Genomic DNA, 22,896 nt, shown 5'->3' with positions numbered 1-22,896 from the left:
TATAGGTTAGTTTTTAGTGCGCTATTTTCTTCTCCGATATATGTGAATGCCGTCTATAGTGTCAAAGTATTCGAATCCAACCTCTGCCAATTTGCACGCTTCTTCCACTGTTCTAGCAGTTTTCACATGAAACTCGTCATTCGATGTGTTGCTGAATAAACCTTGCTCAATTGTTATGTATACCATTGTAGATTTTATGTCGACATGGCCTAGCAGTTGCTGTACATAGATTAAATCCTTGGTTTTGTGATATTCCATTGTAGCCTTCCAGTGTCTGAAAGTATGCAAGCTTATCTTCAAGATTCTTGGGTTGTTTAGCTTTCTTGCCAAAGTTTTCCTTTGCATATAGAAGTTGGAGGTCATACTCCAACGAGTTGCCGCAAAGATATATTCGGATTTCTTTGGTAATGTTTGGAGCATTCCGAGAACTTTTTCGGAAAGTGGAAGTATCCTTGGTTTGCTCCCCTTTTCGGGTGTAATGTTGACTATTTTGCGCTGAAAGTCCACATCCGTCCATTTGAGCCTTAGGGCCTCTCCAAGACGCATGCCAGTTTCCTTGAGAATCTGAAGAAGCGGTGCTAATCTTTTTCCAGCTCGCGCAATCATTTGGTCTAATTCTTCTTCTGCAGGTATGAAAGGCAATCTCTTGGCAGGCTTATATTTTGGGGACTCCCAAGGAAGCCTGAGAAAATTTAAGAAGTCGTTGTAGATTGCAACAACTATCGCTTTAGTCCTCTCACTCCACTTGTCTTTCCTAGCTAGGAAGTTTTTAACTTCTTCAGGTTGCATCAGGTTAACGCCATCTTTGAGCAGCCGAGTAAGCATTTCACCGTAATGCCTTACAGTTATTTCTTTCAATCCCTTCTTTTTCAGATGCCAGATGTAGTCAACGATTTTTCCATGGATATCAACCGTCTGCTCTGTGGCTCCCGCTTGCCCGCTTTTTGCATTGTTTTCTACTGTGGCCAAGGTTAACGCCGCCTTTCTAGCGGTGGGCACTCTCCCATTCGGGTCATTGTTCCCTTGGCAGGAATAGTATAAGGCAGAAGGCGAATTTAAGCCGGATGGAGGATTCTTCCATTCGGTTTTGGCTTTTTGGTTGGGGTCTGTGAATCTGTAGCCGCAGTTTCTGCAAAGCCAACGCTGAACGCTACTGCCATTGCTGAGATATCTTAGTCCATCTTTGTAAAGGCTTGTGGAGCTGCATTGTGGGCATTTGAGCTGGGGCTGTTTCGGCGTTTGGTTCTGTTGAAAATCATGTCCGAGGTCAATAACACTGTTCTGCTCTGCGCTTTCTGAAGCGCAAGTCTTCTCTCCAGCCCCAGCCATAAGATTACCTTCTAGTTTCCTCTACGATAACAAGTTTGAAGCTTGCATCCTTGCGCTTCTTCCTTCGTTCACGTTTCAATAGCTGCCTTGCAAGCTCTCGGCATTTACGCGCAAGCAGTTTTTCTTTAAGAGATGGAAGCGGATCAACCAATGGCAGGTCTTTAATTTTGCCTTTATCATTCGCTTGCTTTTTATAGCGGTAATCGTGCCAATTGCGATCCAAAGTTTTCACTTCACTCCTAGCTTGCCAACCTGGTTGACTTCGAAAAGAACTCCGTCGTTCTTCATGATGTCGATGATTCGGGTTGGCTGCTCAGTTAAGCCTGAGAGAAACTCTGTCAAGCTGAGCAAGTCAACGATGTTTTCGTCATCCTTGTTTTGTTCACACCACTCTCTCGCTTTAACAAGAATTTCCTGCAGAGACTTCTCGTCTTGCCACTCCTCTTCAATGCCAAGCTTTCTCAAGACACGTTCTGTGAAAATGTTGCATAGCCTGGATTTTTTCTCTGGATCCCCAGGAACGGGCACTTCAAGCTTTGTTCTGTTTAAAGCATCTGAAAAGCCAAACTCTAACATGAACTCTTTAAATTTGGCCGGAGAAACTCCTTGCCCATACTCCTTTTTCAAAACTTGATTGTATTTGTCATAGATTTCCTTGTTGCTGATTTTAACGAGTCCATCTTCAGTAATGTAATCCTTATTTTCTTTCTTCTCGTTCCATAAATCTGTTAAAACTTGTCTCAAAACGCCAATTAAGCCAATTTCTGTTCTTTCACTTTCTTCTAACAGCTTTTGCTGGAAGGTCTTAACAATGTCGTCGTCACATTGAATTTTCAAGAGGTTCGATAGGGCAAAGCATAGAAACATTAGCTCTGTGTTTCTACCGCTGACTTGACTAACTTGATTAACTTGACCTTCTAACAAGAGAGTTTTCTTATTCTCAAACAATAATTGCCTCAGTTTTTCGGCTTGAATGTCAATATTGCAGTCGCTGATTTTTAGGTCAAGTGTGTCAAGTATGTCAAGTTGAGAGCCATTTATAGCGTGCAAATCGTTTCTTTTAAAGGTTAAAGCATTGTCCAAATACCAAAGGAAGTTCTCCGTGTAAACGTATTCTGCAAAGCTTGCCTTATCCAAGTTCACGATTGGATATTGAGGATTGCTTGTCTCTCTCACATGAATTGGAACTGTTCTTGTCTGTAGGGCTTCTTCTATTTCAGAGTGAACAGTGAAAAGCTTGGGTCCAAAAACCATGTAGCTTTCTGTTTCAAGCTTTTCCGGGTTAACTCTACTATATTTTAAGCCTCGTCTATATCCTTGTCTAAAAATACAGTTGAGGTCAGAGTCCTTTGTGCCTGCAACAGCGTCAAGTTCATCAACCATCAAAGTTATCTTATGTTCTTGAACTGCCCTAGCCACAAATGGCGGGCTAAGATTGCCAGTCAAATAGCCATGCTTGCAGACTAGCACAATGGTTTCGCCAGTAACAGTTTTGCCTCCGCCGAACTCGCCCTTAACGCCAAGATAAAACACAACTGGCAAAAGCTCAACAAGCCATGTTTGCTGGATAAAAAGCTGAGTTACGCTGAACTCGAAGGGTCTTGGAAAATCAAGAAACGTTCTCAGATAGACTCCGTTGAGTTTCCAAAGTTGTTCCATGGAGAAGCTTTGTTTTTCGCCTCTAACCCACTTCTGAACTTTCTCATAAACTGGAAAACCGAAAAGAAACTCTCGAGGCGGCTTCTCTTTGAAATAATATTGCTCACCTTCAACCTCAATAAACCAATGAGGCTTTCTTTGCTCCTCTTCATCTTCAAACTCGATCTTTAACGGTGCAAACCCTTTTTTGCCTTCTACTGTTTTGTAAACATATTTGCCTACAGCCACAGGTTCATAGACAAACTTTTCAGTTATACCACCAGCCGGATGCAGAATATGAGGCGCCTCTCTAAGTTTCTTAGCCCTTTCTTCTGCTTCGAGTTTTTCAAGCTCTTCGCCTATGCTCACTTTAAAGCCTCCCTCACAATTTCGCGCAAACCAGAAACAGCAACCAGCCTACAGCCAAGATTCCGCCTATTCTGATAGTGATAGCCCACAAGCCTAAGCCTTGACACCTTTTCTTCATCACTTGTTAGGTCACAAACTTGCGCTATAATCCGCCTTGCAGATTCGTGGCTTACACCACGTTTAAGGCAGTAGCCCAAAAAGGCTAACTCAAGCTGGTTCCGTTGACCTTTCCGCCAATATTTGACCAAAAACTTGACAACCTTCTCCTCTTCCCTGCATCTTAAAGGTTTATTGCCCCGGGGCAAATCAAAAGTTGCCTGAACATGCCTCTTATCCTCGAAATTCAAGATTTTCGCTACATCTGCCTCTGAAAGGCCTAAACCCCACTTTTCAAGCAAAACATGGCTCGGTAACGGCTCGAAACTTTCAAAGTCAAGCGCCCTGCTCCATTTACGCTCGACTTGGTGAAAACCAAAGGGCAGTTTAACCAGGTTGCCGTATGGCTGCTCTCTTGTTATTTCACTCTGCTTGGGAAAAACTTCGACTTGTTTAGGGCTTAGACTCGCAAGCTCAAGAATGCGCAATCCAAGCCAACGTGCCACTTTAGCAGGCACCGGGATGGCGAAAAATATCCAAATGTGATAGCTTGGATCTGGAAAGCGGCTTGCCTCAAGCAAAACGCTATGCTGCCAAATCCTCGGTCTTTCAACCTTGTCCTCTTCCATTTTTCTCTCAAAGCACACTTGCAATAACTTTTGCGCTGACCCTTTAGGATCTTCTAGCCTTTCTGGGTCTAAATCAAAACAAAGCCACTTAACCATGCTCTGCGTGTTGAGTTGGTAAACGCCAACAGTTATATCGCCTTCTAGATGTCGTTGAACAATTTTGCTTGCCAAAGGCTGCTCTATCTTCATATACCCGCCTTTGGGCAGCTGAACTGCATAGACTTCTTCGCGACTAACGAACTTGGTAAACATAGCATCGACGAGCTGCTGTTCAGCCATAGAGTTTCAGCCTCTGCTTTTCCTCATTTACGACCTAAAACTGCACCATTTCTGAAGCACCAGACAAAATAGTCGCCAACAGACATCTTGCCGCCATGCGCCTGCACATCTCTTAACAAGGCTTTGAAGTCTGAGCTGTTTACATCTTCAGAACGCTCATATTCGCCGCTTGCTCCCTGCGCCTTCTCCCACCTTATAGCCTCAATATTGTAGACCTGCCTAGTTTCTTTGACACGTTGCTTAACAGCCACTATTCCAGCCTCAACAGCGTTGATGAACTCAAGTAGTGCTTCAAGCGCCAACTCGTCACTAGCCATTTTCTCAGCTCCTATCTTGTTGCCTGTTTGTCATGCACGTTTGCGGACATCACGCTCAACTCTTGCAAAGTTTTCAGAATGCAGTATTGGATGAATCGGCTGCGGTTCATGCCAAGCTTAGCCCGCGTTGACTCAATCATTTGGTTCAAGCCGTTAGGCAGGTATATTGCGGTTGGTTTTCCTTTTTCCTCCATTTATGTCACACCTCTTTATATGTCATTCTTAGTAACATAGGACAAACCTTTTATATAGGTTTTTTGTCACGATAAATCAAAAAACGTGACATATCATGAACGAAGAATTTCTGGAAAAAACCACAGAAGACCAACTTATACAAAGGATACTACGCGTTTTAACAGAGGTCAGTGAGGCAACACCATACCAAATTGAAAAGAGAACAGAAATGCCCCACGCCACGGTACATAAGAAAATTGACCAGGCGTTAAAGGCGAATCTTATACGGGTCAAAAAGGAAGGCAAATTTCGCACAGGACTACAAACTAGGATTTATGAGTTAACGCCTTACGGCTTGATAGTCTACCTCAACAACTACTTCAAGGATTGTTTCCTTAACAAACGCAAGCCGGAAATCACGAAAGAAATTTCGGAAAAGATAAACGCGCTATTATTCAATAAGTGGAAAGCTTTCTTGCGTTATGTGCCTGAGGGCTATGCCCTAGCCCTGTTAAGCCGCATCGTTGATGCGCTTTGCCTACGGGCATACAAAAATACAGAAATGTTGTTCTTGGAAGAGTTCATCGCTTGGTTAGGTGTGCCAACCATCCGAGAACCATTAATTTGGGAAGAAGGATATTTTCCGACTGATGAAGTAATAGCCTTCTTAAACAGCGAACCCGAACTGAAAGAAGCCTTTGCCGGACAAATTAACGAAGAAATTGAAGGATTAAGAGCAACATTGGCCCATTGGCAAGGAATCAAAGAAAAAATCCATAAGCCCGTTAGGAAAGCTGCGAAAAAGCCAACTAAACAAGGAACCTAACTAGAATGCAAAAGGGCTAAGCTGTTTTTTATTAAGATATTTTCCTAACTTGCCAAAAACTGCAAACGCTGAAGACACAAGCACATTTTTTATTATGATACATTAGGGCTTTAGAGGCGTATATTCGAATTCTCTGGTTATTTATTATTTTTCTTACGGGGAAACCTTTATGCCGAGACCCAGAAAATACGCAGAGGTAGTTGTCAAATCGTTCAGCATTGAACGTGAAGTGTATATGCGGTTGAAGGCTGTATTGGATGGGCAGGGGAAATCGATGAGCGAGGAAGTTAACGAGTTGTTGAAGAGGCGCCTCGCAGAGCTTGAAGGCCCACAAGCCTATCCCACTCCTACCGAAGCCAAAGCTATGTTCTGTATGAACGTAAGGGGCCTCATCTTCCTCAAGAAGGACAAAATAAGCTTACTAACACATCAATAAGACAGACTTCATTGGAAAACTAATGCAAATAAAGAAGGAACTCACCATTCTAGGCTTTTTGGACAAGGACATGGTGTTTCCTGTTAAACTGTTAGAAAATAGAAAACCCCCCACCCCTCCACCATAGTATATATATTTATACTCTCATTGCATTTTCACTCGCGCAATTTCTCTTGTATTTCCTATTAGAAAAATCCTCCACCCGCCCAAAAACCCATGATAACGGATGTTCTGTTAATTCACGTTAACAGACAACACCCAAAAATAAATATTAGAAAATTTTGAAAAACTTCAAACCGCGCCTTATATAGTAGGTTTTTCGCACTACATCAAAACCAAGATTTCGCCAGTCTTCAATTAAACGTTACTAACAGAAGAATTAGCAAGGCATTTGTGAAAGAATCATTGTGTTTTGCTTTTGCTTACTTGCGAATTATTAGGATCGCCGTTGCCATTAGGGCGAGTGTCGCTCCGAAGGTGAAAGATGCGCTGGCGGATATGAGTGTCCATAAGATTCCGGCGGTGATGCTTGATGTGAAGTCTCCTATGCCATTTATTGTGCTGAGGATTACGAAGCCTGTTCCTCTTCTGTTTCCTTTTAGCAGTTCAGCGGCATACGATCTTTCAGTTGCGTCTATGGCTCCTGTTTCTACGCCCGCTAAAAGGAAGAGGAAGGCGTAGATCCAAATGTTTGGTGGTGAGAAAATGAAGCCGATGCAGTATATGCTGAAGTTTAGGTATCCTAATGCTAATAGATCCTTTTTGCTGACTTTGTCTCCCAATACGCCGAATATGTAGGCGAAAAATGCAGCGCCCACATTAAGCAACACGTAAAGGAATGCGCTGGTGCTGCTGGCAATTACAACTCCGAAACTTGGCGTTAAAGCTTCTGTAGCTCTTAACACTAGAAATGTGTTGGCGAAATTTCCGACACCAAATATGCCTACAGCTAACAGGTAATGTTTGAATTTAGTTGGCAACCCTCTTATGTCGCTAACAATTTTCTCTCCCCTTCAACCTTTTGCCTACAAACTTTTTCCCTCGTGAAAAGCGCGAACACCAATATCGCTAAGATGCCTGGCAAAAACGCAACCAGAAAAACGTTTCTAAACCCGATGATAAGAAGTAGAATAAAAGCTATGCTTGGGCCTATGATGGCGCCTAACGTGTCCATCATGCGATGGAAACCAAACGCGTGACCGTAGCTTTCAGGCTCAACTGAATCGGCTAGAAGGGCGTCTCTCGGCGGTTCTCTTATGCCTCTTCCAATCCATCCAACTGTTCTATAGAACAGTACTTGAAGAAAGTTAAATGCAAAGGCAAATAGAGATATAAATATTCCTGTAAGCGTATAGCCTAATGTCGCAAGGGGCTTTCTCTTGCCCAACTTATCGCTTAGCCAACCAGAATATGTCTTAATAAAACTTGAGGAGAAGTCCGCCAGTCCCTCTATTAAGCCCAAGATTTCAGCTGAACCATGCAACTCGATTGTTAAGAATTGAGCAAGAATAGAAGTAGCCATCTCATGGCTTGCGTCACTGAACAGGCTCGTGAAACCCATCGCCGCCACATTTCTGTTCAGCCATTTTCTACTGTTTTGATTGTTCGATTTATTTTTCATTTTTAATAAACCTCTTGACTTCAACTACTTCTAAGTGGAAAGGAAGCCTTTCTAACTTTTTTATTACAAATTTACTGGACGAGTGTTTGATATATTCCAAGTGTTTGGTCTGCTGTTTTTCTCCATGTAAAGTATTGTAAGACTCTTTTTCGTCCGTTTTCTCCCCATGTTTTGGCATTTTGTGGGTCTTTAAGGGTTTCTTTTATTCCCCATGCTATGTCGGCTGGGTCTTCGCCGTTTACGTGGATGCCGTTTTGTTCTGGACTTGAAGGAACTACTTGTTCTCTGAAGCCTACTACTCCATGAGCGCCGACGACTACGGGTTTTGCCATTGCCATGGCTTCTAGGCTTACTATGCCGAATGGTTCGTATACCGACGGGAAGACGCAGACGTCTGCAGCGGCATAATGTAGAATTCGTTCTTCTTCTGGGACAAAATCAAAACGACAAATAACGTTATCTTTTATTCCGAGTCTAGTGGCTGTTTCTGCTATATCCCTTTCTTCTTCGCCTTTGCCTAAGATCACCAGTTTCGTGCGCGGATAATCTCTCAAAACTGTTGGCATTGCTTGTATTAGATTTTTAACACCCTTTACCCACGTTAATCTTCCAAGGAAGAGGAGCATTTTCCAATCGTTTGGAATATTATACTTCTCTCGGATCTTCTTAACATCTTCAGGTTTACAGTTTTGTGGATTATAGCGTATAGGGTCCACGCCATTCCATACAACGCTTATTTTTTGTTGCGGCCAACCGTGACGTGCCAAATCGTCCTTCATTGCATGACTGACGGTTATTATTTTGTCAGCAGCTTGGGCAGTTGCCCATTCGAGATGTGAAACAACCTCTGAGCCTTGCCCGCCGCTTCTTCCCCATTCTGTGCTGTGAACGTGAAAAACAACTGGGATTTTGGTTTCGTTCTTGATTATTAAGCCAGCTATGCTGCTTAACCAGTCGTGCACACATACAATGTCAAATTTATAACCTTCCTTTCTGATTAGCCCATTAATGAATTTGGTTGCGCTTAGAACGTTGTAAATGAAGATGTCGTTAAAGAAGCGGATGTTTGTTCCCCATTTTCTCAAGTCATCCGCAACAAACATTGGAAAAACGTTGCTTGCGTCAGCAATAAGTGGTCTGTGAACTTCCACTCCCTTTAAAATCTCTCGTGTATTCAAATCTCCAGGATTAAGGGTAAAAACCGCAACATCGTGGCCTAACTCAACAAACTCGTGAGTTATATATTCTGCGTATGTTCCTAAACCGCCTACAAGCTTAGGCGGGTATTCCCAAACGAAGAACCCTATCCGCATTTTACTCTCCCACTCCAAGTTATAATATCATAAGTTTGATAAAGGATGCTTATATTTTTCCCTTTAGTTATAGTGCAGTAGAAAAAACCAGAATTGAACGGTTAATAAAAGTTGGGATACGTTGAGGGGTTTTCGGTGAAAATTAGTTTCGGCACAGACGGTTGGCGCGGCGTCATAGGCAGAGAGTTTACTTTTGATAATGTAAAAGTCGTGGCTCAAGGCATAGCTGACTATGTTCAGTCTCACGGCTTAAAGGAAAGACGCATTATAGTTGGATATGACACGCGCAAATGGTCACGACACTTTGCAGAAAGTGCATGCAAAATAATGTTAGGTAATGACATCCCAACATACATCACAAAAAGAGATGTGCCCACTCCAGTCGCAGCCTTTGAGGTTTTACATAGGAAAGCTGCTGGCGCAATAATGATTACAGCCTCGCATAACCCGCCAGAATGGAACGGTATTAAGTACATCCCAGAATATGCGGGTCCCGCATTGCCAGAAACAACTGAAGAGATCACTAATAATATTAGCAGAATTTTTAGGGAACGTAAAATAAAGGAAATCTCGATCGAGACTGGGATGCAACGTGGGTTATTGAAGTGGATTGATCCGACAGGGCCCTACATAAGGTTTGTTAAAAAACAGTTAGATTTGGAAGCTTTCAGAAAAATGAGGCTCAAAGTGGTTTTTGATGTAATGTATGGAACTGCAAGAGGCTATTTGGATCGTATTTTGCGAAGTCTTAGTTGCAAAGTTGTAGTTATCCATAATGAAGTTGATCCCAACTTTGGCGGAGGACGCCCCGAACCGCTTCCAGAGTTTCTAACAGATCTTAAAAATATGGTTATTAGCCTTGGGGCAGACTTGGGGTTGGCAACTGATGGCGATGCTGATCGTCTGGCGGTATATGATAGTAATGGCGCTTATTTTGCTGCAGATCAGCTTCTTCCGCTACTATTTGACTACACCGTCAAAAGTGGAAAGTTGGGAGGTGTTGTACGGACTGTAGCTACAACTCATCTTCTCGACCGAATAGCTGAAAAGCATAGGCTTCCAGTGTATGAGGTGCCTGTAGGGTTCAAATATGTGGGACAATATTTACGTGAGAAAGATGTAGTTTTAGGAGGGGAAGAAAGCGGCGGCATAAGTTTTAAAGGACATATTCCCGATAAGGATGGCATTTTTACAGGCGTTAAGATAGCGGAAATGGTGGCCAAAACGGGAAAAAGTTTGTCGGAACTGCTTAAGGATTTAGAAAAAGAGTATGGGGTACTGTTTAATGGACGTAGCGACGTATCATGCCCGGATGAACTAAAACAGACAGTTATGGAAAAGCTTTCATCCAACATCCCAAATAGAATTGCTGGCATAGAGATATCAAATGTTAACAGAATGGACGGATTAAAGTTTCTGCTAAAAGATGATGGATGGTTGCTTATTCGCCCTTCTGGGACAGAACCGCTTTTCAGGATATACGGAGAGTCAACTACCAGGGAGAAATTAGAAGAAATGCTGGAAGAAGGAAAAAAGCTTGTTACTAAAGCATTAAGTAAACAGGCTTAGTGCCCTGGTTCACAAACGTCTTTTGTAAAATGAGTAATCTATTCTGTTTCTTGCTCCTTTTTTATTATTTCTACTTCGGCGTAAATGAATATTCCTTTGTGTTTCCTCTCAAAGTCTTTTAGAATGTCGATGATCTTTTTCTCTAATTCGTCTAAATCACGTTTTGGCAGGAACTCAACTCTAGTTAGCGAAACATCGGGCATATCGATCACACATCAAATGTAAGTGTTTGAAGTAGTTAAAATTTATCAACAGCGGGACTGTGAAGGCATTAACGTGTGCTGCGAAACATGGCTCTGCATCTATGCTTTTTAAATTGCAAGCAATAGAACCCCAATGAAAATGAGGACCCCAGCCATCGCCGTTTTAAGTGTTATTTTTTCGCCTAGAATAAGGGCGGATAAGACTAACACGAATAATACGCTTGCTCTGTCTATTGGCGCAACTTTCGAAGCGTCAGTCAATTTTAAAGCGGCAAAATAGAGCAGCCAAGATATAGCGCCAGCTATTCCGGAAAGCACTATGAAAAACACATCCTTACTAGTTAGTTGCGTTAGTTGAGGACCCTTACCTATGGCTATTACGAAGCCTAGCGTAAAAACCATCATAACAATGGTTCTTATTGCAGTGGCAACATTGGAATCAACGCCTTGCAACCCAACCTTTGCAAAAATCGCCACAAGTGCAGCAAAAAATGCGTCCAGAATCGCTAAGACAAGCCAATCCATCACTTATCACCAATCCTAAATTGTGTGTGCAGTATATTATTTTTATCCAACGTTTACAAAGAACAGCAAACCTTTTTGTGACTATATGATTTAATGTAAAATGAAAGGCAGGTTTCAGTATGGAATTTGGAACACGGTATTCTATTCAATTAATCGGTCCAGAAGAGAAGGATGAACTCTATCAACAATATGAAGGGAGATTCTTATACACGGCAAAGGCAGAGATATATGGTTGTTGTATAAAACTGCTTACAGAAGCAGAGTATGTAAAAGATCGATGGGAAGATAACTTTTACACAATGAGCGAAGATGTAAGGTCTCACGGAAGACTAATAGTCCTTGAAGAGCCTGGGCAACAGATGACGGTAAAATATGATCCTTATACCAAAACGGCCTTTTTGGTAAATGTTGACTATTATGGATGGATAAAAAGCATAGCTTTGGCTGTAGCTGGAGACGTTTTGGAAGATGAACATAGGATTTATTCTGTTCATGGCGCCGCTATCGACATCGGAGGTCATGGTGTATCGCTGATAGCGCCTTCTGGAACTGGTAAAACAACACATTCTTGGGGGCTGCTGCGTCTTGAAGATGCGCGGCTTGTTTCTGATGATTGGTATTTCGTGAGGTTGTCTAGTAGAGAACCACTTGCGTTTGGTTCTGAAAAGAATTGTTACATTGAGGCAGACATTGGAAAAATTTGGAACGAGTATGAACGGCTTGTAGATAAGGCTCATTTCGATAAGGAAGGCAGAGCGGTAGTGAACGTCAGATGGATTGTCGGGAGCGGAGGCGTTATACCCCTAACTACAATGAGGGATATAATTTTGTTGAAGAGAGACCCGGCAGACAAAAGAATTGTCACTAAATTAAGTGTGGATGAAGCCTTACAGTACATGATTGCAAACGACTTCTGCAACCCTCATCAACTTGTGAAAGATCAAAGAAAACTTGAGTTAAGAAAGGATTTCTTCCATAGATATTTTAAGCAGACAAATGTCTATATGGTCAATACCATTATGCCACCACGAGAGACTCAACAGAGAATTAGAGAAATACTAAATGTAAGCAGTAAACTATGATGTAGAGAGGAAGTGTTTGTCTTGCCTGATCTTGTTGCTATTGGTCATGTTTTGATGGATATTCGCATTTTTGTGGACGAATTTCCCGAAGCTGATGGGGAAGCAAAAACTGACAAGTTAAGTCTAGGTGGTGGAGGTTCTGCTGCAAATGTGGCTGTGGGCGCATCACGACTTGGCGTGAAATCCGGATTTATAGGATCTATTGGTTTTGACACGTTTGGACGAGTGCTTTTAGAAGAACTTGAGCATGACGGAGTTGACGTAGCTCATGTTAAAGTTGATACTGCAACAAGTTCAGGGTTAACAGTAATCGCCATTAACAAGAAGGGGCAAGTAATTATGTTTGGATATACTGGAGCAAGCGATAAGCTATTTCCATCTGATTTGGATAAGGACTACATTTCATCAAGCGAACATGTTCATATTACTGGGCTTTCATTTGACACGGCTCTAGCTGCCGCAAAAATAGCAAAGAAAGCAAATGTTACAGTTTCCTTTGATCCTGGAAGACTCATGTCGAGGATGGGACTGAAAAGGCTGTTGCCCCTCTTACATCATGTTGACCAGATTCTTCTGAATCAAGAGGAATCCCAAGAGCTCACAGGCGTAATCGAACTTGAAAAAGCAGCGAAGACTCTTCTTGCATCTGGACCAAAAATGGTCATAATTAAAAGGGGTCCAGATGGCGTATTTGCAATAGATCACTCCAAAAGTTTTAGCGTTCCCGCTTATCCAGTTAAGGTTGTTGACACTACTGGAGCAGGTGACGCATTTTCAGCTGGTTTTATCACCGCTCAATTGGAGGGTAAAAATTTGGAAGATTCTGTTGAGTTTGCTAATGCTACAGCTAATTTAAAGATAACAAGAGTTGGAGCCAGAGCCTTGCCAAATCGGAAAGCTGTTGAACGATTTTTAAAGGAGCATGCGCAAAATCTATGAGTTAGAAAAGTGAAAAGATTGAATAGATGGGATGGATTTGATTAAAAAAATTTTGGTGGCAATTGATGGCTCTGAACACGCTGATAAGGCGTTGGATTTTGCACTTGATATAGCGGAAAAATATTCTGCGACCGTTACAATAATAAATGTTTTTCAGGTACCGAGGGTCATCTATCCAATGATCGAGTATCCAGGAGAGCCGTTTGCTTATCCTGCTAATTGGGACGAGTTTACTAAAGAAGTGAAAGATATTCATGAAAAAATATTATCCAATGCTTTTAAAAGGGCTAAGGATCTGAAGCCTAACTTAAAAATTTCAACCGTGCTAAAGGAAGGTCGACCGGCAGACAAGATTGTTGAAACTGCCAAAGAAGAAAACTTTGACCTCATAGTAATGGGGCATAGGGGATTAGGCAGAGTTAAAGAGTTTTTCTTAGGAAGCGTCGCTGACCGGGTTGCAGACGAAGCACATTGTCCAGTGATAATAGTGAAATAGCTCTGTACATTGGTTTCGAGTTATAAAGAGGCGAGCAAAATTCTAAAACTGATTTACGTTGTTATTGATGGAATGGGCGACTTGCCAATCGCAGAATTAGGCAATAAGACACCGCTTGAGGCTGCAGACACGCCTAATATGGACTTTCTTGCTGCACATGGAAAAACGGGGTTAATGTACACCGTTAGGAAAGGCATAGCTCCAGAAAGCGACGTAGCTGTAATTTCAATTTTGGGATATGACCCATTCAAGTATGGCACAGGCAGAGGAATCCTTGAAGCGGTTGGCGCTGGCATTGAAGTGAAAGATGGCGATCTTGCTTTAAGATGTAACTTTGCAACCTCAGGCGAAAATGGTGAGCTCATTGATAGGCGCGTGGGAAGAGACTTAACCACTAAAGAGGCTACGGAGTTATGTAAAGCTATTAATGAAAATGTGAAGCTTGAATCTCACTCTGCAGACTTTGAGTTTAAGAATACTGTTGGTTACAGAGGAGTTTTAGTCATAAGAAGCCGTCAGAAATCGCTTTCAAGCAAAATAACAAATACGGATCCAGGCTACGCAAGGATAAAGGAGCTTGGAATAGCGGAAGCAAAAATTAGTATGTTCCTGAAAAAATGTGAGCCTACAGATGGCAGTGAAGAGGCAAAAATTTCTGCAGAGCTCGTGAGCGAATTTGTCGAAAAAAGTCATGAAGTTCTAGATAAACATGAGGTCAACAAGAAACGCGAAGCGGAGGGTAAACTTAAGGCAAACATTATAATCACAAGGGATGCTGGTCATAAACTGCCAAAATTCTTTAACATTAATGAACACTATGGAGTTCGTTTTGTTTCTTTAACTGATATGCCAGTTGAAAGGGGGATCTCTAAATTGGCAGGCATGGATACTGTAATTCTTCCACCGCCTTCGAAGGATATTAAGAAGGACTGCGTAATTAGGGTTAAGAAACTAATTGAGCACTTACCAGCTTATGATTGCTTTTACATACACATTAAGGGTCCAGACGAGCCCGGACATGATGGAAATTTTGACGCTAAAAAACATATCATTTCCATGATAGACAAATACTTTTTTGCAAAATTGTTACAAACGATAAAACTAGAAGATTTTATAATTTGTGTTACTGCCGATCATTCGACACCCTGCAAACTAAAAGCTCACAGCGATGATCCTGTTCCACTACTTATATCAGGCAACAAAATCAAAGGCGACAACATCTTAAAATTTTCTGAGAGAGAATGCAAAAAGGGAAGCTTGGACATTTTAAATAGTGGTACTGAACTCATGCCAAAACTAATTAGTTTCCTTAAACAAGCATAAAAATTTGCGTACAGCTTGGTAATTCTTACCAGATTAAAATAATGCAGATGTTTTATTAACTAAAAATACTCGGAAAAAATTGCGGATAGAAAAATCACGGCTTTAAGCTTAGCCATAACACAATGGCAAAGAGAATTGTAAAGACAAGTTCAAATATTAAGAGTACTGCAAAGAGCCTTTGATGTCTGGTTCCAGTAACATATATGAACTGCTCAACATCAGTATCATCAAGTGGAAGCTGATTTTCTTGTAGGAACTTGTTGAATTGTCTGAGATCTTCAGTTGTTGCTTCAATTAATACATAAGATGGGAGTGCTAAAGCTATTGCAAGAAAGATCCCTGCAAGTGTAACTGTTACCTTTTTATTCATTCAATTTCACTTCTTTTATTCACCCGCCAGTCACTATTTAACCAAGAAAACAAGGTTACCGTTGTTCTTCTTCAATTATCTTCTTCTCTGCTTCCTTTATTTTCTCCCGCGTGCCTGGAGGCTCAGAAATTGGCATTTGTGCACCGCCCATTGGCATGATTTCTTCTTCTTTTTCCATTAGTTGCTCCTCTTCTACAATCCTTTGAAGTTTATGCTCTTTAATAATGCGTTCTAGCTCATCCTCTTTTGCCTCTGGAATCAATTCATTCAGTTTGTTTATGAGCCTCTTTGCTTCTTTTGGCTCAAGTGAAATGACTACGTCCCTGTGATGAGGAAGATGTATTCTGACGGTCCCCATCTTATCCATGTTTACCGAGTCTATATCACTCAGACGTATATGTAATGGCGCAAATATGCCAAGAATGTGACCCAAAGTCTCTCTAAGAATCGGCTTATTTTCAAGGGCTTCCTCAATTTCATCTTTGAGTGTTCCTTTTACGTCTATTACGAGAAAGCGCTCATAAAGTCTGACTGTAAAATGAGGCTTATCAATCTCAATTAATACGCTTTTTTCTGACATTTTAAGTCACCTCCTTTTGCTTAATCTATATCATCTCGTGTTCTTTAAGCTCATAGTTGTTTTGTTGCGCCCAAAGCTTGACCCTATCTAGGATTAACCACACGTCTTCGGCAGCCTTAGCAAGCTTCCATTCTTTATGTTCTTCTGCAATGAAATCTATTCTTTCCACATCCTTAATGGTTTCCTCTTTCAGATGTACATCTTGTTCGGTTGAGAAAACATCGTAAAAAACTTCATGCGCATTATCGTCTATGGCGAATTTGGTGGTTAAAGATCCTTCTGGACTCTCGAGCCAAAATTCTGAATCACTAATTTTCTTTAATCTCATTTTGATTTTTTCCGTTTTCATAAAATTCAACAAGTTTGAAATTAAACTGGTGTTCATTCGACCTTCCTTCAAACATTTAGTTTCTGTCAAAGATGCGTAAAGTACCAAGGAGCTTGTTCCTCGCGCTTCATCATGGTTACTGAAAACTCTTTCTGAAGCTTTGGAGTAATCAGAATGGATTCTCCCTGTTGCAAATGGCGCATTAAATCTTGAAAGTTGATTCTTCTAACTTCCACCTGGTGAATGCTTTTGTTTCCATTTAGAAACAATAATTTAAAGCCTTGTATAACGCTTATTTTCTCTATTACTTTTTCTGAAAGTTCTGGTTCCATTTCATCTTCTTCATATTTTAACGCTTTTTTCATCATTCGCACCACGGAAGAAGTGTATGGCGATGGGTTTCATAAATGTATGTCAGTCAGTCGACAATCTTACAGAGGTCTTTTTCATTGCTGAGTTAGTAAAATATGTCAATTTTTCTGCTGAAGCCGGCAATAATTAGGGGAGAAAGGAGAGTGAAGAAATATTTTGCTTGTCGACTTCAGCAATATTTTGAATGGGCATTTCCCGATTTAAATGTATGTCAGTCAGCAGACAATATGACAAACCGACCGTTTTGCCAATTTGATTACAACTTTGCGGGAATAGCGCTGCTCCAGACTTTTTCAAAAAAATCCCTCATAACAGTAATATGGCTTAAGTCGTTAGTCCACAGTTTATGCCTTAATTCATCACTGTTTAAACTTTCGCTGACATGCAAAGCTGAACCTATAATGAGTTCCTTATCATCAACAATAGTAATCGTAGATGTCACGTTTTGGGCATGTCTTATCTCGCAAAATTTGCTCAGTTTGACCACGTCATCCACATTTTTCTCGTCCACTTCCGTTATTATTCTTATTTTCACTTTTCTATGTGCACATCGGCGAAGTATTTCATCTCTGCCGTAAATAATGGCAACTTTAATTTCGAGCTTTGGAGCCATCCAGAGCACTTCATTTTTTGCTTTCTGCAGCATTTCCTGAATTTTTTCGTTTACCAAACGTTGTCCAGAGATGAGAATGTAGTGTGCTGGTTCGCGCGGCGTTAATCTGGCAGATTTGCCCTGTATTTTTTCCAATTCGTTTACTAACACATCCTTTTCTCGGCGGAGCTCAGAAATCCTACTTTTAAAAATTTCTTGTTGGTATTTAATCAATTCAGATAGAGCTTCTTCGGGGTTTATTGCAAGAAATTTGGTTGGTTTGCCGATAATTACTTCCGCTATGCCTAATTTTTCAAGACGAGGCAACACACGATAGACTTCTTGGCGTGGAACACTAGACAACTTCGCTATTTCAGTGGCGCCTGCGCGTTTAAGCTGCAATAATGCAATATAGACCTTCGCTTCATTCTTACTTAAACCAAAAAGCATCAGTCTTTTAACCAAATCCTCTGAAATTAATGGAAACATGCAATGTCACCTTGTCATCTGACTTACATGGTAAATTCTATTAAGGTTTTTGAATTTCTGAACAGAAAGAATCCTTATTTTCAGTAATTTTATATGTAAGATGACCATCTGAATCACGTGCTGGCTGAAATGATTGGGAACATTGGAATATGCACTAATAGCAGTCACATCTATCATCGCTGTGATAGAACCGTTCAGCACCATAGCAGTTTATATAACTTTAACAAAGGATATGGAGCCGAAAAAACGGCATAAAATCGCCGCAAAATCTATGAAGATATCTTTCATCGCATTAACATTTTTTGTGCTAACAGGCCATCTTCTTTTCTTAGTATTTAATATCACAGATTATGCCTTCAAAATTGCCGGAGGCATTCTTCTTATTGCAGTTGCCTTAAGAATGCTGTATCCTGGAAAACAGGAGTACTCTTCGGATGAGCGTGAAGATGTTGCTATTGTTCCTCTTGCTTTTCCCCTTACGGCAGGGCCTGGGGCTATTACAACTGTGATGCTTCTTGTTTCCGAAGCAAACAATGTTTTGGAAGTTTCTTTTGTTTTTACGGGAATTATTTTAGGGATTCTAATATCATATGCGGGAATGATATACTCCGCTAAGCTGCTTAGATTGTTAGGCGACGAGGGTCTTCGTGTTGTCACGGCAATAATGTCTATAATAATATTAGCCATAGCAATTCAATTTATAATCAATGGAGTTGCGGAAGCTGCGTCACAAGTTTTCAGCAAATAACAAAAATGATCTTGTTCGTTAACCACAGCAACTTGCACTATTCTTTAGAATGGTAGTCAGCGATCACTTCAAGCTTCTTATCTAGCGAAGAGCTTTAGCTTTCTCGTATGCATATGCCACTCCTTCAGCGGTCAAAACGCCTACAACCTTCATAGGGGCTTCCTTACTAACAACGGGAACGAGATCTATTTTTTCTCGCATCATGATTTTGTATGCTTCAAGTATTGATTCGTCTGGAGATACTGAAACATTCTTTATGGGTAGCTGGCTTACCTTTAGTTCGCCTCTCTGTTCGGGTTTTATCTTCATAATTTCATTCCATGTTACGACGCCTTGAAAGGCGCCGTCCTTTTCAATTAGAGCATCATGATATCTTGCTTTGAACATTACTTCTAAAGCTTCTGAGAGGGTGCTTTCCGGTGTAACTGATGCCGCCTCAGGGTACATGACATCCTTAACTCGAACCCTTGCCAGAGTCGTGGAGACAATTGTCTGTTCCGTTTCTTCGCTTGCTCCGATGTAAATAAACATGCCAATTATTATTAACCAAAGGTTGTAGAAAATTCCAACAACCATCATTAATATGCCAAAGAGTTTGCCAATAAACGCAGCATACTTCGTTGCATCAGAAAACTTCATTCTCTCAGCGAGAAGGGCGCGAAAAACTCTTCCACCGTCCATTGGAAAAGCCGGAATCAGATTAAATGCTCCGAGGAAAAAATTAAGCATCGCTAAATCAAGCATGAGGCTTCCAGCAGTACTAAGCGTAGGTGCAAGTGGCGTCGGTTGCGTTTCTATTAAAATGACTTGATCTAGAGCAAGGAGAATAGCACCAATGGCAAAGCTTGTAAGCGGACCAGCAATAGCCATACGCCATTCTATGCTTGGTTTCTCTGGAATCTCCTCAATTTCCGACACTCCACCGATTGGATATAGCACAATTTTGCGCACCTTAATCTTGTAATGTCTCGCAACTACTGAATGCGCTAATTCATGAATAACGACGAAAACGAATAGAAAAAGGATGAGGATGAAAAGGTAAAGCTGAGGGTAGGACAAGATGAATATGGCAGCCATTAGGAGTACGAACGTTATATGAAGTTCGATAGGAATGCCCCATACAGAACCAATTTTGAATGAATATTTCATAAAGATATAGTTATTGAACACAAAGGCTTTTTAGACTTTCGATAACATATTTAACCTTAAGTTCAAAGTTGGAATTTTTTAAAGGCTAAATATTTAAAGGGGTCGACGATTCCAACGGTGAATAATGCTGAAAAGCCTAGGGCGAAAAGAACTTGATATAGCGAGAGTGAAGGAATTATTATGCCGTATATGCCTAACAACGTGAATCCAATTATTATGGCTGTAATGGATGCTATCAATCCCTTGCCGGGTTTTGAAGACCAAAAGTGTCTTCTTTCTCTTACAATGTACACTCTAAATTGACTATTAAAGACAAGTACCAGCATTATAAGGGTGCGCAGTTTTTCCCATTCTAGTTGAAAATAATTTTTTCCTATTACCATTGCGGTTACGCTTTCAACAACCAAGAGTAAACCAACTACAAGAGATGCTAATGTAATGTTTTTGACATTCCACTTGTTTGGATTACTTGTATGTTTTACGTTATCAGTTGCCAATGACATTGTTGAAAAATCGTTTGCAAAAATTAGCAGCGTCATACCTAATAGGCTGAGAACAATGTCATGTAACCAGAAAAATCCAAGCGTCAATAAAGTGACAAATTCTATCACTTTAGCAACCTTATTTATAACCCACGTTAGCATTCGTTGGTATATCTGTCTGCTCATTTTTATTGCGCTAACAATCACTTTCACGCCTTGTTCGGTTAAAACCACACTGGCGGAGGCTTTCGCCACATCTGTCGAGTTACTCACAGCTATTCCCATTTCCGCTTGTTTAAGTGCAGGCGCATCGTTGACTCCGTCACCAGTCATTCCCACCATATGACCGTTTAACTGCAAAAGTTTCACTATTTCATATTTATCTTCAGGATATACCTCGGCGAAACCATCATACTTTTCGACAATTTTTGCTCTCTCTGCTTCGTTTAGAGCTTTAAGTTCAGCTATTGGAATAATCCTATCGCCGATTGAGGCTTGAGAAGCTATTTCTTTGGCAATGCTAATATTGTCGCCTGTAAGCATCATGGGCTTTATGCCAAGCGCTTTAATCTCCTCCACCATCATTTTTGAATCTGGTCTTATAGGGTCAGCTAAAGCTAAAAGTCCCATAAACATGAGTTTGTCTAAATCTTTGCCATTCGATTTTGCCACCGCTAAAGTTCTGTATCCCTTGTGGGATAACTCTTCTAGCACCTTGCTTACTTCTTGTTGGATTTCACTTGTGTTCTTGCAGAGGTCTAAAATTATTTGGGGTGCACCTTTAACGGCTTTAAAACGTATTTCTTTGCTCTCAATAACGGCTTCGGACCTTTTAATGGTTGGGTTGAAAGGTGTGTAGGAGACTCGTTTATATGAATTGAGATCAATGCCTAACGATTTTGCGTAGTTTATAACTGCTAAATCTATTATGTCTCCGCCTTCCTCTTCAGACGCTAAACTCGCTATTAACATTACATCTTCTTTTGTATACTTGAAAAAGGGTATGACTTCAGCAACTGAGAGCTTGTTCTGTGTTATTGTGCCCGTTTTATCCAAACAGACTACGTCTATGGAAGCTGCATCTTCAATAGAATCGAGACGAGTTACTAGAACTTCTTCTTTTGCAAGTTCCATAGCGCCAACAGCTTGAACAATGGTGAGCACGGCTGGTAATGCCACCGGAATGGCGCCCATTAGAAAGATAACTGCAAACGTCAATATCGATAGAATACCCATATTCAACAGCAAAGCATATGCCGAAGTTAAAATCAACGCCACTATGCCAACGTACATCATATACTTAGTAATAGACATCATTATCTCTTCTTGATGAGATTTCGGTTTAGCCTTTTTAACTAGCTCAGCAGTTCTTCCGAAATACGTATTCACCCCAGTATTGACCACAACACACTTGGCTTCACCTCTCGTCACTATAGAACTCGAGTAGACGATGTCGGAAGGGTTCAAATTAACTGGTAAAGATTCTCCTGTCAAAGCTGATTGGTCAACAGAAAGTTCACCGCTCACTATTTTGGCATCTGCAGGCACCAGGTCGCCAAGTCCTACGAGTATAATGTCTCCTGGAACAATCTCTTTAGCGTCTTTCACTATCCATTTTCCTTCACACAGCACCTTCGCTTTTATTGCCAGCCTCTTTTTTAAAAACTCCAGCACTTTTTGCGAGCGATGCGAATGTATGAAGCCTATAACAACATTTATGGTGAGTAAAACAAAAATTATGATTGCTTCAAGGTAATGACCGAGAATACATGAGAGGATGATGGCTAGTTCCAGTAACCAAGGCATTGGACCCCAATAACGTTTAAAAAAATCTATGAAGGGATTTTTCTTTTCTTCCGTTATCTCATTGTATCCAAACTTTTCTATTCGATTTTTTGCTTCGGCCTCTGTAAGCCCTTGCATAGATGTCTCTAGTATCTTGAACGTTTCTTCGATGGAAAGCTGCTTAAACTCAGATGTACTCTTTATATTAGTAGTCATATTCCCTGAAATCAGTAAGCGATAGTTGCATTATAAACGTTTAATGTCTCTTATCTGTGAAAGATTATTCCCCCATGATTCAACAGCTTATAGAAACGGACCTTAAGAAAATCTGTTACCAGAAATAACGCTAAAGCGTAACCCCAAACAAGACCTGCAAGGATCCAACCCATCGCTGGAAGCAATACCCCATAAACGGTGATTAATGTCGCAGTAAGTTGTGTAAGTATGACGGTGAGAAGCAGGATTTTTGCTGGCTTAACAGACCAAAAAGGTCCTTTTGTTCTTGCCACAAATAAGGCAAAATGCCCAGCAACTGACAACTTGAGGTATATGAAAGACTGAAGTATTTCAGTATTTAAATGCAGTATTTCACGCCCTATGTAAAGTAATCCAAAAGATGAGAAAACCCCTATGATGCCTAGAAAAGTGGCTATCCCTAATAAAATTCGCATGTTCCATCTTTCTGGCTTATCAGAATATTTTACATTGTCATAAGCGATTGTCATGATTGGTATATCATTTAGAATCGCCAACAAGACTATCATTAGCGGAGTGACTGGATAAAAATTGAATATGATTATTGACGCTGTGATGAAGAATAGAACTCTGATAGTTTCG

The 22,896-nt window shown here is 40.9% G+C and carries 27 protein-coding genes; 8 read left to right on the top strand and 19 right to left on the bottom strand.

Features of this window, described 5'->3' with window-relative positions; genetic code table 11:
• Nucleotides 1-21: 21 nt before the first annotated feature.
• Genes QXW63_00135 through QXW63_00110 form a run of 6 tightly spaced genes read right to left on the bottom strand, consistent with a single transcriptional unit; the run spans nt 22 to nt 4,851 of the window.
• Nucleotides 22-1,329, bottom strand: a complete 1,308-nt coding sequence (locus QXW63_00135; protein ID MEM3460311.1) for a tyrosine-type recombinase/integrase — start codon at nt 1,327-1,329, stop codon at nt 22-24.
• A 4-nt stretch (nt 1,330-1,333) separates the two neighbouring features.
• The gene (locus QXW63_00130; protein ID MEM3460310.1) at nt 1,334-1,552 is read right to left on the bottom strand and encodes a hypothetical protein; all 219 of its coding nucleotides are present in this window, start codon (nt 1,550-1,552) and stop codon (nt 1,334-1,336) included.
• Nucleotides 1,553-1,557: 5 nt separating this feature from the next.
• The gene (locus tag QXW63_00125; protein ID MEM3460309.1) at nt 1,558-3,336 is read right to left on the bottom strand and encodes a hypothetical protein; all 1,779 of its coding nucleotides are present in this window, start codon (nt 3,334-3,336) and stop codon (nt 1,558-1,560) included.
• Nucleotides 3,333-4,340 carry a hypothetical protein gene (locus tag QXW63_00120; protein ID MEM3460308.1) on the bottom strand — a complete coding sequence of 336 codons (1,008 nt, stop codon included), beginning with the start codon at nt 4,338-4,340 and terminating at the stop codon, nt 3,333-3,335. Before QXW63_00120 ends, QXW63_00125 begins: the two co-directional genes overlap by 4 nt.
• Before the next feature lie 23 nt (nt 4,341-4,363).
• Complete coding sequence (locus QXW63_00115; GenBank protein MEM3460307.1) at nt 4,364-4,657, bottom strand: hypothetical protein; 294 nt, start codon at nt 4,655-4,657, stop codon at nt 4,364-4,366.
• Nucleotides 4,658-4,668: 11 nt separating this feature from the next.
• On the bottom strand, nt 4,669-4,851 hold the full coding sequence (locus QXW63_00110) for a hypothetical protein (protein MEM3460306.1): 183 nt from the start codon (nt 4,849-4,851) through the stop codon (nt 4,669-4,671).
• A 95-nt stretch (nt 4,852-4,946) separates the two neighbouring features.
• On the opposite strand from QXW63_00110, the gene QXW63_00105 reads away from it, so the two are divergent.
• Nucleotides 4,947-5,657 carry a helix-turn-helix domain-containing protein gene (locus tag QXW63_00105; GenBank protein ID MEM3460305.1) on the top strand — a complete coding sequence of 237 codons (711 nt, stop codon included), beginning with the start codon at nt 4,947-4,949 and terminating at the stop codon, nt 5,655-5,657.
• A 169-nt stretch (nt 5,658-5,826) separates the two neighbouring features.
• Nucleotides 5,827-6,093, top strand: a complete 267-nt coding sequence (locus QXW63_00100) for a hypothetical protein (GenBank protein MEM3460304.1) — start codon at nt 5,827-5,829, stop codon at nt 6,091-6,093.
• A 422-nt stretch (nt 6,094-6,515) separates the two neighbouring features.
• Here the strand turns inward: QXW63_00100 and QXW63_00095 are convergent, their stop codons facing one another.
• The 3 genes from QXW63_00095 to QXW63_00085 all read right to left on the bottom strand — a co-directional run bounded on the left by QXW63_00095 (nt 6,516) and on the right by QXW63_00085 (nt 9,027).
• Nucleotides 6,516-7,073, bottom strand: a complete 558-nt coding sequence (locus tag QXW63_00095; protein MEM3460303.1) for an MFS transporter — start codon at nt 7,071-7,073, stop codon at nt 6,516-6,518.
• A 5-nt stretch (nt 7,074-7,078) separates the two neighbouring features.
• Nucleotides 7,079-7,714: an MFS transporter gene (locus QXW63_00090; protein MEM3460302.1), complete on the bottom strand. Its 636-nt coding sequence runs from the start codon at nt 7,712-7,714 to the stop codon at nt 7,079-7,081.
• Nucleotides 7,715-7,785: 71 nt separating this feature from the next.
• Nucleotides 7,786-9,027 (bottom strand): glycosyltransferase family 4 protein, encoded by a 1,242-nt coding sequence (locus tag QXW63_00085; protein ID MEM3460301.1) that lies wholly within the window; start codon nt 9,025-9,027, stop codon nt 7,786-7,788.
• 135 nt (nt 9,028-9,162) lie between these two features.
• Between QXW63_00085 and QXW63_00080 the strand changes: the two genes are divergently transcribed.
• The gene (locus tag QXW63_00080; GenBank protein ID MEM3460300.1) at nt 9,163-10,596 is read left to right on the top strand and encodes a phosphoglucomutase/phosphomannomutase family protein; all 1,434 of its coding nucleotides are present in this window, start codon (nt 9,163-9,165) and stop codon (nt 10,594-10,596) included.
• A gap of 38 nt (nt 10,597-10,634) precedes the next feature.
• Here the strand turns inward: QXW63_00080 and QXW63_00075 are convergent, their stop codons facing one another.
• Nucleotides 10,635-10,799: a hypothetical protein gene (locus tag QXW63_00075; GenBank protein MEM3460299.1), complete on the bottom strand. Its 165-nt coding sequence runs from the start codon at nt 10,797-10,799 to the stop codon at nt 10,635-10,637.
• Nucleotides 10,800-10,907: 108 nt separating this feature from the next.
• Nucleotides 10,908-11,324, bottom strand: a complete 417-nt coding sequence (locus QXW63_00070; protein MEM3460298.1) for an EamA family transporter — start codon at nt 11,322-11,324, stop codon at nt 10,908-10,910.
• 119 nt (nt 11,325-11,443) lie between these two features.
• On the opposite strand from QXW63_00070, the gene QXW63_00065 reads away from it, so the two are divergent.
• From QXW63_00065 to QXW63_00050, 4 genes are read left to right on the top strand one after another with little or no spacing between them, the layout of a single operon-like run.
• Nucleotides 11,444-12,406 carry a hypothetical protein gene (locus QXW63_00065; protein MEM3460297.1) on the top strand — a complete coding sequence of 321 codons (963 nt, stop codon included), beginning with the start codon at nt 11,444-11,446 and terminating at the stop codon, nt 12,404-12,406.
• A 21-nt stretch (nt 12,407-12,427) separates the two neighbouring features.
• Nucleotides 12,428-13,345 (top strand): carbohydrate kinase family protein, encoded by a 918-nt coding sequence (locus QXW63_00060; protein MEM3460296.1) that lies wholly within the window; start codon nt 12,428-12,430, stop codon nt 13,343-13,345.
• Between the two features lie 37 nt (nt 13,346-13,382).
• Complete coding sequence (locus QXW63_00055; GenBank protein ID MEM3460295.1) at nt 13,383-13,841, top strand: universal stress protein; 459 nt, start codon at nt 13,383-13,385, stop codon at nt 13,839-13,841.
• Nucleotides 13,842-13,850: 9 nt separating this feature from the next.
• On the top strand, nt 13,851-15,164 hold the full coding sequence (locus tag QXW63_00050; GenBank protein MEM3460294.1) for an alkaline phosphatase family protein: 1,314 nt from the start codon (nt 13,851-13,853) through the stop codon (nt 15,162-15,164).
• A gap of 94 nt (nt 15,165-15,258) precedes the next feature.
• Here the strand turns inward: QXW63_00050 and QXW63_00045 are convergent, their stop codons facing one another.
• The 5 genes from QXW63_00045 to QXW63_00025 all read right to left on the bottom strand — a co-directional run bounded on the left by QXW63_00045 (nt 15,259) and on the right by QXW63_00025 (nt 17,895).
• On the bottom strand, nt 15,259-15,534 hold the full coding sequence (locus tag QXW63_00045; protein MEM3460293.1) for a hypothetical protein: 276 nt from the start codon (nt 15,532-15,534) through the stop codon (nt 15,259-15,261).
• Between the two features lie 55 nt (nt 15,535-15,589).
• A complete protein-coding gene (locus tag QXW63_00040) occupies nt 15,590-16,114 on the bottom strand; it encodes a hypothetical protein (protein MEM3460292.1) in 525 nt (174 codons plus the stop codon).
• Nucleotides 16,115-16,139: 25 nt separating this feature from the next.
• Entirely contained in the window at nt 16,140-16,499 is a 360-nt protein-coding gene (locus tag QXW63_00035) for a hypothetical protein (GenBank protein MEM3460291.1), read from the bottom strand.
• A 29-nt stretch (nt 16,500-16,528) separates the two neighbouring features.
• Entirely contained in the window at nt 16,529-16,807 is a 279-nt protein-coding gene (locus QXW63_00030; GenBank protein MEM3460290.1) for a hypothetical protein, read from the bottom strand.
• Nucleotides 16,808-17,070: 263 nt separating this feature from the next.
• Nucleotides 17,071-17,895: a helix-turn-helix domain-containing protein gene (locus QXW63_00025; protein ID MEM3460289.1), complete on the bottom strand. Its 825-nt coding sequence runs from the start codon at nt 17,893-17,895 to the stop codon at nt 17,071-17,073.
• Between the two features lie 133 nt (nt 17,896-18,028).
• Between QXW63_00025 and QXW63_00020 the strand changes: the two genes are divergently transcribed.
• Entirely contained in the window at nt 18,029-18,643 is a 615-nt protein-coding gene (locus tag QXW63_00020; protein MEM3460288.1) for a MarC family protein, read from the top strand.
• 81 nt (nt 18,644-18,724) lie between these two features.
• Here QXW63_00020 and QXW63_00015 read toward each other — a convergent pair whose 3' ends face one another.
• The 3 genes from QXW63_00015 to QXW63_00005 all read right to left on the bottom strand — a co-directional run.
• Complete coding sequence (locus tag QXW63_00015) at nt 18,725-19,720, bottom strand: site-2 protease family protein (GenBank protein MEM3460287.1); 996 nt, start codon at nt 19,718-19,720, stop codon at nt 18,725-18,727.
• 134 nt (nt 19,721-19,854) lie between these two features.
• Complete coding sequence (locus QXW63_00010; protein MEM3460286.1) at nt 19,855-22,275, bottom strand: plasma-membrane proton-efflux P-type ATPase; 2,421 nt, start codon at nt 22,273-22,275, stop codon at nt 19,855-19,857.
• 50 nt (nt 22,276-22,325) lie between these two features.
• On the bottom strand, nt 22,326-22,896 hold a 571-nt coding region (locus QXW63_00005; GenBank protein ID MEM3460285.1), incomplete at its 5' end, for a metal-transporting ATPase.

Source organism: Candidatus Bathyarchaeia archaeon, from assembly GCA_038873195.1.
In the GTDB taxonomy this organism is placed as follows: domain Archaea; phylum Thermoproteota; class Bathyarchaeia; order Bathyarchaeales; family Bathycorpusculaceae; genus DSLH01.
This window is presented reverse-complemented; position numbering and strand designations above follow the sequence as displayed.

Bases quoted from the DNA above. Each gene is read 5' to 3' on its own strand.
- QXW63_00135 (MEM3460311.1), bottom strand. From the start codon at position 1,329: ATGGCTGGGGCTGGAGAGAAGACTTGCGCTTCAGAAAGCGCAGAGCAG.
- QXW63_00120 (MEM3460308.1), bottom strand. From the start codon at position 4,340: ATGGCTGAACAGCAGCTCGTCGATGCTATGTTTACCAAGTTCGTTAGT.
- QXW63_00115 (MEM3460307.1), bottom strand. From the start codon at position 4,657: ATGGCTAGTGACGAGTTGGCGCTTGAAGCACTACTTGAGTTCATCAAC.
- QXW63_00110 (MEM3460306.1), bottom strand. From the start codon at position 4,851: ATGGAGGAAAAAGGAAAACCAACCGCAATATACCTGCCTAACGGCTTG.
- QXW63_00105 (MEM3460305.1), top strand. From the start codon at position 4,947: ATGAACGAAGAATTTCTGGAAAAAACCACAGAAGACCAACTTATACAA.
- QXW63_00100 (MEM3460304.1), top strand. From the start codon at position 5,827: ATGCCGAGACCCAGAAAATACGCAGAGGTAGTTGTCAAATCGTTCAGC.
- QXW63_00090 (MEM3460302.1), bottom strand. From the start codon at position 7,714: ATGAAAAATAAATCGAACAATCAAAACAGTAGAAAATGGCTGAACAGA.
- QXW63_00085 (MEM3460301.1), bottom strand. From the start codon at position 9,027: ATGCGGATAGGGTTCTTCGTTTGGGAATACCCGCCTAAGCTTGTAGGC.
- QXW63_00075 (MEM3460299.1), bottom strand. From the start codon at position 10,799: ATGCCCGATGTTTCGCTAACTAGAGTTGAGTTCCTGCCAAAACGTGAT.
- QXW63_00070 (MEM3460298.1), bottom strand. From the start codon at position 11,324: ATGGATTGGCTTGTCTTAGCGATTCTGGACGCATTTTTTGCTGCACTT.
- QXW63_00065 (MEM3460297.1), top strand. From the start codon at position 11,444: ATGGAATTTGGAACACGGTATTCTATTCAATTAATCGGTCCAGAAGAG.
- QXW63_00045 (MEM3460293.1), bottom strand. From the start codon at position 15,534: ATGAATAAAAAGGTAACAGTTACACTTGCAGGGATCTTTCTTGCAATA.
- QXW63_00040 (MEM3460292.1), bottom strand. From the start codon at position 16,114: ATGTCAGAAAAAAGCGTATTAATTGAGATTGATAAGCCTCATTTTACA.
- QXW63_00035 (MEM3460291.1), bottom strand. From the start codon at position 16,499: ATGAACACCAGTTTAATTTCAAACTTGTTGAATTTTATGAAAACGGAA.
- QXW63_00030 (MEM3460290.1), bottom strand. From the start codon at position 16,807: ATGAAAAAAGCGTTAAAATATGAAGAAGATGAAATGGAACCAGAACTT.
- QXW63_00025 (MEM3460289.1), bottom strand. From the start codon at position 17,895: ATGTTTCCATTAATTTCAGAGGATTTGGTTAAAAGACTGATGCTTTTT.
- QXW63_00015 (MEM3460287.1), bottom strand. From the start codon at position 19,720: ATGGCTGCCATATTCATCTTGTCCTACCCTCAGCTTTACCTTTTCATC.
- QXW63_00010 (MEM3460286.1), bottom strand. From the start codon at position 22,275: ATGACTACTAATATAAAGAGTACATCTGAGTTTAAGCAGCTTTCCATC.